Origin of the sequence: Tenacibaculum finnmarkense (assembly GCF_900239185.1) — a bacterium.
In the GTDB taxonomy this organism is placed as follows: Bacteria; Bacteroidota; Bacteroidia; order Flavobacteriales; family Flavobacteriaceae; genus Polaribacter; species Polaribacter finnmarkensis.
Genome location: NZ_OENA01000090.1, coordinates 56,354 through 68,943, shown reverse-complemented (window position 1 = coordinate 68,943; position 12,590 = coordinate 56,354). Strand labels below are relative to the sequence as shown.

Below are 12,590 nucleotides of genomic sequence, written 5' to 3'. Positions count from 1 at the left end.
TTAATTCAATGTTTTGGGATTAGTAAACAGGCCTTTTACAAACGATTAAAATCTTATCAAATAAAGCAAAATAACGAACTTATATTAACACAATTAATCAAACAATGTCGTGATAGAATTGGTCAGAAATTAGGGGCTAAAAAACTATATCATCAATTAAAAATTGGGCATTGCTAATTTAATATAGTTTATCTATCTTAGAAGAAAATAAAACAATATGGATTGTCCAAAATGTAAGAGCGAAAAAAAGATTAAAAATGGCGTAATAAAAGGTATTCAGCGATACAAGTGTAAATCTTGTGGATATAATTACACCGTAGAAAGGCGCTCTTGTGATTATCCACTATCGACAAAAAAGAAAGCTTTGCAACTGTAAGAAGGGTTAGGTTTTCGTTCTATCGGAAGACTTTTAGGGGTAAGTAATGTTAGTGTTTTGAACTGGATTAGAGCCTTTGGAAACGAAATTTCTAGCTTACAACCAGAATCTCAAGATATAGAAATGGTAGAAGTTGATGAGATGCACAGCTATATTGGGCATAAAAAAACTACTGTTGGATTTGGATTGCCGTTGATAGATACGGCAAAAGATTCCTCCACTTCGTTATTGGAGATAGAAGCACAAAAACAGCCAAAAAGTTTTGGGAAGGAATTAAAGAGAATCAAATGAAAACTATTGCGAGTGATTATTGGAAACCATATAAGGCAATAATTCCTAAGGATAAACAGGTGCAATCAAAAGCAGAAACATTTACAGTGGAAGGCTACAATAGTTTATTTAGACATTTTTTAGCAAGAATGAGAAGAAAGTCAAAATGTTATTCTAAAAGTATCAAAATGCTCGAATTATCCATGTTATTATTAATGCATTATCGAAATAAAACATTATCTATATTGAATTAGCAATGCCTATAAATTAATCTAAAAAAAAGGTCAACCTATATCAGTATAATACATAATTTGCAATAAAAAAAGCACACAATACCTATAAAATTACATAGCTAATCAAAAAAATGAAACAACCCTAAAAGATTATTTTTCCATAAATTACCTTTGAGTACCCTTTGTAAACTAACGATTTTTAGATTTCATTGACAATGATACTTATACTTTTTTGCACTAAGGATTGCAATGGCATCCTTTTTTTGAGGCACGAAAAAAAAGATATAATGGAAAGCCTGGCCCCGTCCTTTTTTGGCGGGGAGTGCCCTAAATAACATAAAAAAAACTGCCCTTATTTATAAAAAACAAGGACAGTTTTATGTAACTTTTAAAACGCTTATAACTATTTATAAACTTGTAAGTTTATAGCGTTTTCTAAAACCAAATTCCCATTAAAAGCAAGTGCTTCTAATTCGTCTTCACCTGAGTATATTTGCGTGGTTGCAATGTAGTTTGTGTAGTCTTTTAATTGTGCGGTAACGTATTTACTATAAGCAATTCCACCGGTTAATAAAATAGCGTCTACATTTCCTTTTAACACTGTTGCCATCGCGCCAATGTATTTTGCGATTTGAAAACACATTGCATCTAAAATAATTTTATAATTATCATCTGTAAGTGCTTTGTCTTCAACAATTCTCATGTCGTTCGTTCCTAAATAGGCGTTTACACCACCCTTACCTACAATTAATTCTTGCATTTGCTCTAGCGTATATTTACCGCTCATTGCAAGCTTAATTAAATCACCTGTTGGCAATGTTCCTGTACGCTCAGGAGAAAAAGGACCTTCGCCATCAAAACCTTGATTTACATCAATAACTTTTCCTTTTTGATGCGCGCCAACAGTTATACCGCCACCCATATGTACTACAATCAGGTTTAGGTTTTCGTATTTTTTATCGTTTTCTTGGGCAAATTTTCTGGCTACTGCTTTTTGATTTAAAGCATGAAAAATAGAAATTCTTTTCAATTCTGGGTGTCCTGTAAATCGTGCTAATTCACACAATTCATCGACTACCACAGGATCTGCTATATAGGCGTTAATATTGTTTTCACTAGCAATATCATTCGCTATAATTGCGGCTAAATTACTTGCGTGTTGCTTTGGTGCATTCACCAAATCGTTAAGCATCGCTTTATTTACCTGATATACTCCTGAAACTACAGGTTTTAAAAGCCCACCTCTAGCCATCACTAATTTTAAAGAACTAGGCGCTATGTTTTGCTTTTTTAAAAAATTTAGAATCAAGGTTTTTCTATACGGTGCCTGTTCTAAAATGCTTGAAAATTCTTGTAAATCTTCGGGGTTATGATGAAAATTCTCTTCAAAAACAGGGGTATTTCCGTTAAAAAATCCAATTTTTGTAGAGGTAGATCCTGGGTTTATTACTAAGATATAGTTTTTCATGTTTTTTATTCGTTAGAAGCAGCAGAAGCTAATAAAATACTATTGTATTTCGTATCTTTAGAATCGGCTCTAGAGGTTAATACTATTGGAAAAGGCGCTCCTAATACGATACCGCATAATTTTGCGTTTGCGAAAAACACAAAGGATTTATATAACATATTTCCTGCTTCGATATTAGGAACTAAAATAATATCAGCATCTCCAGCTACAGGCCCTTCTAATCCTTTTGATTTTTTACTTTCAAAACTAATGGCGTTATCAAAAGAAAGAGGCCCGTCAATTAAACAGTCTTTAATTTGCCCACGGCGTTGCATAATAGACAGTAAAGCAGCATCGGTAGTGGCAGACATTTTTTCGTTTACCATTTCAACAGCGGCAACAGCGGCAATTTTTGGATTAACAACTCCTATGCGCTTAGAAAAATCTACGGCATTTTTTACGATGGCAACTTTTTCTTTTAGCCCTGGAGCAATATTAAAAGCAACATCGGTAATTCCTAAAAGTTTGTGGTATTCTGGAATTTCAAAAATGGCGTAATGTGATAAGAATTTTCTTGTTTTTAAACCCCATTCTTTATTAAGAACACCCGATAAAAGTTCAGCTGTTGATAATTTTCCCTTCATTAAAATATCTGCTTTTTGAGCAGTAATCATCGATACTGATTTTTTAATGATAGCAGGCAAATCACGTTCAAAATGACACTCAATATCTGTTAAATCAAAATTTAAATTTTTAGCACAGGCTAAAAGGTCTTCTTTTTTTGCTACTAATACTGGCGTAATAATTCCTTTTTCGTAAGCATTTTTTATTGCCTCTAAAGCGTGTTCATCTGCCGCAGAACACAATACTATTCTTTTCTTAACAGCTTGTTGGTCTACAATTTTTTTTAAATCAGATAATTGGGTAAATTCCATTTGTGTGTGTTTTATCTTGCAAAAATAGGCTTTTAGACACGTTAATTCTAGTACTGAAATTGGTTTTATAGAATCATCTAAAAAAATAAGAGTTTCCTTAATAAAAAAAATCTATTAAAGAGAGAATAAGAAAAGTTGTTAATAAAAAAAATGTATATTTATTAATTTTATTTGTGTTTAATAAAACACAAATAAAATACTCATAATCTATTATTTAAAAACATATCTGTAAATAAAAAATGAAAATATATTATATAAAAATCCTTGAATCTGTTGTTACCATTATATTGTATCTTATTCTAAGAAAAAATGCAATAAAAATTATCAATAAAACTCTTTCAGATAAATTTATTCATAGCTCTCGAGGAATGATAATTAAGAAAATTATTAACATAATTTTATCTTTAACATTTCTTATTTTTATTTCACTAATTTGGGGAGTAAAACAAGCTGATCTAGCGGGTTTTATAGGTTCAGTACTTACATTTGTTGGAGTTGCATTTTTCGCACAATGGTCTTTGCTTTCTAATATTACTTCTAGTATTATCTTATTTTTTAATCATCCTGTAAAGTTAAATGATTCTATCGTTATTTTAGAAGCTAAAGACTATGTGATTGAAGGGAGAGTTATTAATATCGGTTTATTTTTTATAACACTTCAAACAAAAGAATCGGGAGAAATAACGTTACCTAATAATATTTTTATTTTAAAAAGTATTAAAAACATTACCAAAGAAACCAAAAAAGAAGCCAATATCACTAATGAAAATCATATAAAATAATTATTAATTTTAAAAAAAACATAACAAATGAATGAGCATAAAACTAATATTGGGCTTTTAACCAAGATGATTTTTTTAGTTATAATTATTTGGGGTGCCTCAACAATTTTAATATTTTTTGGGCTTGACAATTGGTCTAACAGAGGTAGTTTTGGTGATTTATTTGGTGCAGTAAATGCGTTGTTTTCTGGATTAGCTTTTGCAGGATTAATTTATACAATCGTATTACAAAAACAAGATTTAGAATTACAACGGAATGAAATTAGCTTAAATAGAGTAGAATTAAAAAAAACAGCTAAAGCACAAAAAAATTCAGAAAAAGCATTGATTAATCAAGTAGAACAAATGAAAACTGCATCGAAATTAAATGCACTCAAAACACTAATTGATTATTATAATATTCAGATCGCAAACCCCAATAACACGACTGAAATAATACTAAAAGCAAAAGAGAAAAGAAAAGCTACAATTAAAGAAATAGACACCTTAATTGACAGAATAGAAGATGATGATTTGGAATAAAGACAATAATACAACCATAAAAACCACTATTTCCGAAGCAGTATCGCTTTTACAATTAAAAACTGCGCCAATACATATAGTATAATTATAGCGATATCAAAAAAATGTGTTGGGCTATAAAAGTTATTTAAAGCGATACCACTATCCGAAGCGATAAATAAAATTGCACCCAATAACAACACCGTATTTTCTATTGATTTTTCTTGCTGATAATTTAACAAAGCACAAGTTCCAAACCCTGAAATTGCCGTTCCATACACTAATACAGGCACTAACATTTCGCCTAAATTATCTTTTATCAACAAAAACAGTTACAAATAAAGCCACAAATATAACTGCCGATTTTAAAATTTGAATAACAGCTGTTTTCTTTAAAAAGTTTGCGGTCATTTTTATATACATAATGTGTGCAACTAAAAAAGAGCCTAATCCGAATACAAAATAATTTGTTTTATCTAGTAAAAAAACATCGCCCCAAAAGGAAAAAAACAATGCTGAAACCAACCAGGAATTAGCTTTTTCTCCTTTTTTTAAACTCACTAAATACACAATAACCAAGCTTGTCATCAGTAAAGGTTTACAAATAATTTCTAAACTTTTATGTTGCGTTATTACTGCATAAACATCTAAAATTGCAATTATTAAAAAAATAATTGATGCTATTTTTATTCTCATTTGTTTGGTTATAATTTGAAGGGAAATTACAAAAATTTACATTTATATTGATTGTAATGGTTTTAAATTAATTAGATTTGTTAAAAAAAACAATGAAAGAAAATATTAAAATAGCAGTAAAGATAAGTGGTAAAACAGCTCTTAAATGGATTTTTATTTTTTCATTAGGAAATATAGTAACCTTAATAACATTTCTTATCGCTTTATATGGAAATATTGGGTTATCAGGTGGTGGTCATGGAAGTATTATAGGTTTATTTACAGGACTACTAACAACAAATATATTTGCTTTTCTACTTATTTTTGGATCTCCAGTTTTTATTGCTATCTATTTTGTAATTGCAAATAAAATTTCAATTCAAAATGCAATATATCTATTATGGGAAGGAAAAGCGGGAAATTATATTTCTTCAAAAGTAGAAAATGTAACTAAAAAATTAACAGAAAAAGAAGGGTGGAAAAAAGAACTTACCGATAAAGCAATTTTAAAAGCAAAAATATTGCAGTTAACAAAAAATGACAATGATACGTCTAAATTACAACGTAAGATTATTAACTTTGGATTTAATAAAATAAAACTTGATGAAATTGATTTTCAAGATGAAAATTTAAATTTATCTGATTTTTTGACAAACAAGTTTAATGATTTTATAGCAGAAACCACAAAACCTTCATTAAAATTGCTTTGGATATTAATTATTACTCAAATAAGCCTTCTAATTTGCTCTATGATTATTAAATAAAACTACCACCAAAACCAGTAATCATTATATATATCTCATCAAAAAAGCCTAGCAAACATATATTTTAAATAAGAAAGGGAATTCTCCCCTTCTTATTTAAAATATAATTCTACTTCTACCCAATCATATCAATAAATTCCTGTTCTGAAATTATCGAGATCCCTAAACTTTCGGCTTTTGTTAATTTACTCGGTCCCATGTTATCGCCTGCCACAATAAAACTTGTTTTTTTAGATATTGAACTACTTACTTTTCCGCCATTATCTTCAATAGCTTTTTTAAGCTCGTTTCTTGTCATCTGATGAAAAACACCAGAAACAACAAATACTTTTTCGACAAGTTTATCGGTTTGATTCTCTAAACTTTCCGCAGAAACTTCTAATTGAACTCCGTGTAATTTTAATCTATTTATCAATTGAATATTCCCTAAATCATTCGAAAATTCAATGATACTTTCTGCAATTCTATCGCCAATTTCATCTACGGAAATTAAGGTTTCTAAACTGGCAGTCATTAAATTATCGATCGATTTAAAATGCTTTGCTAATTTTTTAGCGACCGTTTCACCAACAAATCGAATTCCTAAAGCAAATAATACTTTTTCAAACGGAATTTCTTTTGATTTTTCAATTCCTGCAATCATATTTTGCGCCGATTTTTCTGCCATTCTTTCTAGCGGAATAATCTGCTGAGTTTTCAAATCGTATAAATCGGCATAATTTTTAATTAAGCCTTCTTTACGCAACAAATCAACCGTTTCACCGCCTAAACCATCAATATCCATGGCTTTTCTGCTGATAAAATGCTGGATTCTTCCTGTTATTTGTGGTGCACAACCAAATTCATTTGGGCAATAATGTTTGGCATCGCCTTCGCTTCTTACCAATTCAGTATCGCATTCAGGGCAATTGGTTGCGTATTTTGTAGGCTCAGAATCAGCAGGTCTTTTAGATAAATCAACGGCTATAATTTTAGGGATAATTTCGCCTCCTTTTTCTACAAAAACAGTATCGTTTATTCTGATATCTAATTTTTCAATTTGATCGGCATTGTGCAACGAAGCTCGTTTTACAACCGTTCCTGCTAATTGCACAGGTTCTAAATTTGCCACAGGTGTAATAGCTCCTGTTCGCCCAACTTGATAGCTAATTTCATGTAAAACTGAGGAAACTTGCTCGGCTTTAAACTTATAGGCAATTGCCCAACGTGGATATTTTGACGTATAACCTAACTCTTCTTGTTGCTGTAAATTATTCACTTTTACAACAACGCCATCGGTTTCATAAGGTAAATTATGACGCTCGATATCCCAATGATTGATAAATTCAAAAACCGCATCAATAGAATTTGCTAACGTAATAGTTTTAGGCACTTTAAAACCAATATTTCTAGCGTTTTCTAAAATTTCAAAATGTGTTTTATACTTGCGCTGATCCGTAACAACTTGATATAACAAACAATCTAACGGACGCTTTGCAACGGCAGCGCTGTCTTGTAATTTTAAACTTCCACTTGCGGTATTTCGTGGGTTTTTATACAGTTCTTCATCATTTTCAAGGCGTTCTTGGTTCATTTTATGAAATCCTTCAAGCGGTAAAATAATTTCACCACGCATTTCAAAATCGCTAACAAAATCAGAAGAAACACTTAACGGAATTGATTTTATAGTACGAATATTAGCCGTTACCTCATCTCCTTGAAAACCATCGCCACGGGTTACTGCTTTTATAAATTTACCATTTTCAAAAGTTAAATTGATAGAAGCGCCATCATATTTTAACTCACAGGTATATTGAATAGCATCCGTTCCTAGCATTTTTTGAAGTCGCTTTTCCCAGTCTAATAAATCATCTTTTGAATAAGAATTATCTAAAGAATACATGCGATTTTTATGGGTAACGGTATCAAAGTTTTTGGTAATTTCTCCGCCTACTCTTTGGGTTGGTGAATTGGCATCAAAATACTGCGGATTTTCGGCTTCTAAGTTCTCTAATTCTTTTAATTTAATATCAAAATCATAATCTGAAATAGTGGCGTTATCTAATACATAATAATTATAATTATGCTGATTTAGTTCATCGCGAAGCGCTTGTATTGTTTGTTGAATATTCATGATTTTACAATTTACAAAGTATATTTACAAGAGTATTTTAAACTAAAAAACCGAAACAAAAGTTTCGGTTTTTTTATTATTTATTAACATAAACCATTAATAATAGGTAAATCTACGAACTTTAGCAATATGTTTTGCTAAACGCATTACTTGATGCGAATATCCGTATTCATTATCGTACCATACATAAATAACAATTGTATCGCCATCAGCGATGGTTGCTTTACTATCAAAAATTGATGGCGCTGTAGTTCCAACAATATCCGAAGAAACTAATTCGTTATTCATTGAATATTGAATTTGCTCTACTAAATTACCCTCTAAAGCATATTGCTTCATAATAGCATTTACAGCATCAACAGTTGTAGTTGTATTTAATTGTAAGTTTAAAATAGCTAACGAACCATTAGGAACTGGTACACGAATTGCGTTCGAAGTTAATTTACCTTCTAAAGCTGGTAATGCTTTTGCAACTGCTTTTCCTGCGCCTGTTTCAGTAATTACCATGTTTAAAGCTGCTGCTCTACCTCTACGGTATTTACTGTGCATGTTATCTACTAAGTTCTGATCATTCGTATACGCATGAATCGTTTCTAAGTGTCCTTTTTTAATTCCGAAGTTATCTTCTAAAACTTTTAAAACAGGTGTAATTGCGTTGGTTGTACATGAAGCTGCTGAGAAAATATCAACAACATCAGGATTATTTTCTTCATGATTTACACCGTGAACAATATTAGGAATTCCTTTTCCTGGTGCAGTTAATAATACCTTACTAGCTCCTTTTGGAGTTAAATGACGGCTTAATGCTTCTTTATCTTTAAACGCTCCTGTGTTATCAATAATTAAGGCATCGTTAATTCCGTAAGCAGTATAATCGATATCTTCTGGTTTCCCCGCAGAAATCATATATACGGTAGTTCCATTGATAATTAAGGCATTGTTATCGGCATCTACCTCAACAGTTCCTAGGAAATCTCCGTGAACAGAATCGATACTTAATAACGACGCTCTTTTTTGTAAAACTGCTTCGTTAATTTCGCCACGAGTAACAACAGCTCTTAATCTTAACTGAGAACCTTTACCCATTTTGCTCATTAACTCACGAGCTAATAAACGACCGATACGTCCAAAACCGTATAAAACAACATCCTTTGGTGCAATTTCTGATGCTTTTGTTGCATCTTTTAATTTATTTTTTACAAAAGATAATTTATCAGTAGTCGCATCATCTTGTAAATGATATTCGTACGCTAATTTACCGATATCTAATTTTGATGCAGGTAATTCAATATTTTGTATTGCTTTTGCTATTTCTAAAGCATCGTTAATTGAAATTGGCTTTGCTACAAACTCTTTAGCATAATCGATTAAGTTTAAAACCTCACTCGCTCTTTTATCTACTAAAGGATTTCTAAATAAAACTAATTCGATTGATTTATCGTACCATAAATCGTTCACGATATTAATAAATTCAACGGTAGCACGTCTTACTTGCGCTTGATCTACTACTTCTTTTTCGTAATTTGTTATTGTTGACATAGTTGTGTGTTAACTAAATTTTAAAAAAATTTCCTACAAAAATAAGAATTTCAAATGGCTTACTTAGGGTTTTATAAAATAAAAACATCTTTTAAAAACGATAGCGTTCAATTTTTCCGCTAGGGCTTAATAACTCTAAATACATTTGCGCTTCGCCTGTATAGGTATCTAATATTGAAACCGCCTGCGAAGCTCCCTGCACCTCTTTTCCGTTTATTTTTGTTAAAATATACCCTTCGCCTACTTTATAATATTGAAATCCTTTATTATTTGTCCTTGTTATTTTCGCCCCACTTTTTAGCTTGTATTTCTTTTTTTCTTCGGATGTTAAATCCTTTAGATGCACCCCAAAAGAAAGCGATGTAAAAGTCTCTTTTTTACCTAATTTTACATTTTTAGTTAAAACCTTGTCATTTCTAAGCACGGTTACACTCACATATTCCCCTGGTCGTTTTGCCGTTAATTGTCCTTTTAAATCAGAAAACTTCGCTATTTTAACAGCATTTACTTTGGTAATGATATCGCCCTGTTGCAAACCTGCTTTTTTAGCCTCACTATTATTTGTAATTGCACCTATTTTTACGCCTTCAATATCTTTAACAGTTGCATCAATACTGATGCCTAATATTGCCTGTTGTACAATTCCGAATTCTAATAAATCATCTACCACCTTTTTAGCAATATTAGAAGGCACCGCAAACGAATACCCAATAAAAGAACCTGTTTTTGATGAAATTGCCGTATTAATTCCAATTAATTCACCACGAGTGTTTACCAAAGCTCCTCCACTATTTCCAGGATTTACAGCCGCATCGGTTTGAATAAAAGCTTCAATATTTTTATTTCCGTCTAAATCACGCCCTTTGGCGCTTACAATTCCTGCCGTTACAGTCGATGTTAAATTATATGGATTACCAACAGCTAAAACCCACTCGCCCACTTTGGCATTGTCAGAATTTCCGAAAGCTAAATTAGGCAACGCTTCATCAGTTTCAACTTTTAATAAGGCGATGTCATTGCTTTTATCGGCACCAATTAAAACTGCTTTTAATTTTTTTCGATTATTTAGGGTAATTTCTATTTCACTCGCTCCTGCTATTACATGATTATTGGTAATAATATAGCCATCTGGCGAAATAATAACCCCGCTACCCGTTCCTACTTGCTGATATTTTTGTGTTTCATTTCTTCCAAAAAGTTGCGCATACGGATTGCGTTGTGTTCTTACCGCCGTATTTTTAACATGCACCACAGCATGCACGGTTTTTGATGCTGCCTGAGTAAAATCGGTTGGAGCGGCTATTGAATTAACCACTGTTGGCATATAATTTACAGGCATTGTTTGTAAAGTATCTACTTGATTTTCAATTTTATTTTCGGCAGTATTTATTAGCTGCTGTTCAAGTACTATTTTATAGCCTGCAAGTGTTATTACACCGCCTATTACTGCTATCCCTAAGATTTTAAGTGTTTTTATCATCTTTTTTATGCGTATAATGTTTATACCAAAGATAAGATTTAAACAACTGCAACAAATCTGTTTAACGTCATTTTAACGGAGTTTAACCTGTATTTAACACTTCTATTTAGTTGATAAAATATGTATATTTGCTTTCTATGAATTTACAATTTTACAAATACCAAGGAACAGGAAACGATTTTGTTATTATCGATAATCGAAACGAGAATTTCCCTAAAAACGATGCAAAATTAATTAGCAAACTATGTCATCGACATTTTGGTGTTGGTGCCGATGGTGTTATTCTTCTAGAAAATGATGCTGTCACCGATTTTAAAATGTTTTATTTTAATGCCGATGCAAGCCAAACCATGTGTGGAAATGGCGGACGCTGTGCAGTGGCTTTTGCCAAAGAATTAGGTATTATTGATACAGAAACAACTTTTACCGCTTTTGATGGCGAACATTATGCCCAAATAAATAACGGTATCGTTTCTTTACAGATGATAAATGTAAATGAAATTATTATTAAACAACATGCTGTTTTTGCCAATACTGGTACGCAACATCATGTTGAATTAGTCGATAATTTAGACAATTACCCTGTTTTTGAAAATGGTAAAAAAATCAGATATAACGACTACGGAACTCAAGGAACTAACGTAAATTTTGTACAGCAAATAAACAAGAATACTTTTAGAGTTAGAACCTACGAAAAAGGTGTAGAAGATGAAACTTTAGCTTGTGGAACAGGTGTTACGGCTGTTGCCATTGCTATGCACGCCACCAAAAAAACTACTGATAATATAATTAGCTTGCCTGTTCAAGGTGGTTTATTAGAGGTTCGTTTTAATGAAAAAGACGGAAATTATACCGATATTTTCTTAAAAGGAAAAGCCGAATTGGTTTTTAAAGGAGCAATTAAATTTTAAATAAAAATGACAACTTTAAAAGGCGATGTTCTAAATTTAAGAGCCATCGAACCCGAAGATTTAGCCTTTCTTTTTGCTATAGAAAACAACGAGTCTTTTTGGGAAGTTAGCCACACACAAGCGCCATTTTCACGATTTATTTTAAAACAATATCTCGAAAATGCACATTTAGATATTTATCAAGCAAAACAATTGCGGTTGGTTATTGAAATAAGTACTAAAAGTGAAGACAAAAAAGAAGCGATCGGAATGATTGATCTTTTTGATTTTAATCCGCAGCATAAAAGAGCGGGTGTCGGTATTTTAATTCATCCGAAGTATCAACAAAAAGGACTTGCCTTTGAAGCACTAAAACTATTAATAAACTATTGTTTTACGCATTTGCAATTGCATCAATTATATGCAAATATTACTGCGGATAACAAAAATAGTATTCGGCTGTTTACAAAACATAATTTTAAACAAATCGGCATCAAAAAAGAGTGGATTTTTACTAACGGAACTTATAAAGACGAAATTTTATTTCAATTAATAAATACATAATTTCAGAAATAATTTTATCAA

The 12,590-nt window shown here is 31.4% G+C and carries 12 protein-coding genes and 1 pseudogene; 6 read left to right on the top strand and 7 right to left on the bottom strand.

Annotated elements, in window-relative coordinates:
* The first annotated feature begins 217 nt into the window (after positions 1–217).
* Positions 218–900 (top strand): annotated as a pseudogene (locus tag AQ1689_RS10775) (IS1 family transposase).
* A gap of 382 nt (positions 901–1,282) precedes the next feature.
* Here AQ1689_RS10775 and buk read toward each other — a convergent pair.
* Positions 1,283–2,347: a butyrate kinase gene (buk, locus tag AQ1689_RS10770; protein ID WP_101956081.1), complete on the bottom strand. Its 1,065-nt coding sequence runs from the start codon at positions 2,345–2,347 to the stop codon at positions 1,283–1,285.
* Between the two features lie 5 nt (positions 2,348–2,352).
* Entirely contained in the window at positions 2,353–3,261 is a 909-nt protein-coding gene (locus AQ1689_RS10765; RefSeq protein WP_101956080.1) for a bifunctional enoyl-CoA hydratase/phosphate acetyltransferase, read from the bottom strand.
* 239 nt (positions 3,262–3,500) lie between these two features.
* On the opposite strand from AQ1689_RS10765, the gene AQ1689_RS10760 reads away from it, so the two are divergent.
* On the top strand, positions 3,501–4,043 hold the full coding sequence (locus AQ1689_RS10760; protein ID WP_101914506.1) for a mechanosensitive ion channel domain-containing protein: 543 nt from the start codon (positions 3,501–3,503) through the stop codon (positions 4,041–4,043).
* 27 nt (positions 4,044–4,070) lie between these two features.
* Positions 4,071–4,565, top strand: coding sequence for a hypothetical protein (locus AQ1689_RS10755; protein ID WP_101914505.1), 495 nt, complete (start codon positions 4,071–4,073; stop codon positions 4,563–4,565).
* A gap of 26 nt (positions 4,566–4,591) precedes the next feature.
* On the opposite strand, the gene AQ1689_RS13385 is transcribed toward AQ1689_RS10755, so the two are convergent.
* Both AQ1689_RS13385 and AQ1689_RS13380 read right to left on the bottom strand, forming a co-directional pair.
* Positions 4,592–4,867 carry a lysoplasmalogenase family protein gene (locus AQ1689_RS13385; protein WP_101956079.1) on the bottom strand — a complete coding sequence of 92 codons (276 nt, stop codon included), beginning with the start codon at positions 4,865–4,867 and terminating at the stop codon, positions 4,592–4,594.
* The gene (locus AQ1689_RS13380; RefSeq protein WP_101956078.1) at positions 4,854–5,240 is read right to left on the bottom strand and encodes a lysoplasmalogenase family protein; all 387 of its coding nucleotides are present in this window, start codon (positions 5,238–5,240) and stop codon (positions 4,854–4,856) included. The genes AQ1689_RS13385 and AQ1689_RS13380 overlap by 14 nt, the downstream gene beginning before the upstream one ends.
* Before the next feature lie 92 nt (positions 5,241–5,332).
* On the opposite strand from AQ1689_RS13380, the gene AQ1689_RS10740 reads away from it, so the two are divergent.
* A complete protein-coding gene (locus AQ1689_RS10740; RefSeq protein ID WP_145993763.1) occupies positions 5,333–5,983 on the top strand; it encodes a hypothetical protein in 651 nt (216 codons plus the stop codon).
* Positions 5,984–6,098: 115 nt separating this feature from the next.
* Here the strand turns inward: AQ1689_RS10740 and ligA are convergent, their stop codons facing one another.
* From ligA to AQ1689_RS10725, 3 genes are all read right to left on the bottom strand, one after another.
* Positions 6,099–8,096: an NAD-dependent DNA ligase LigA gene (gene ligA, locus AQ1689_RS10735; RefSeq protein ID WP_101956076.1), complete on the bottom strand. Its 1,998-nt coding sequence runs from the start codon at positions 8,094–8,096 to the stop codon at positions 6,099–6,101.
* A gap of 96 nt (positions 8,097–8,192) precedes the next feature.
* Positions 8,193–9,635, bottom strand: coding sequence for a glyceraldehyde-3-phosphate dehydrogenase (locus tag AQ1689_RS10730; protein WP_058885330.1), 1,443 nt, complete (start codon positions 9,633–9,635; stop codon positions 8,193–8,195).
* A gap of 91 nt (positions 9,636–9,726) precedes the next feature.
* Positions 9,727–11,115: a trypsin-like peptidase domain-containing protein gene (locus AQ1689_RS10725; protein WP_101956075.1), complete on the bottom strand. Its 1,389-nt coding sequence runs from the start codon at positions 11,113–11,115 to the stop codon at positions 9,727–9,729.
* 137 nt (positions 11,116–11,252) lie between these two features.
* On the opposite strand from AQ1689_RS10725, the gene dapF reads away from it, so the two are divergent.
* A complete protein-coding gene (dapF, locus tag AQ1689_RS10720; protein ID WP_101956074.1) occupies positions 11,253–12,026 on the top strand; it encodes a diaminopimelate epimerase in 774 nt (257 codons plus the stop codon).
* A 6-nt stretch (positions 12,027–12,032) separates the two neighbouring features.
* A complete protein-coding gene (locus AQ1689_RS10715) occupies positions 12,033–12,569 on the top strand; it encodes a GNAT family N-acetyltransferase (RefSeq protein WP_101914498.1) in 537 nt (178 codons plus the stop codon).
* Positions 12,570–12,590 lie beyond the last annotated feature (21 nt).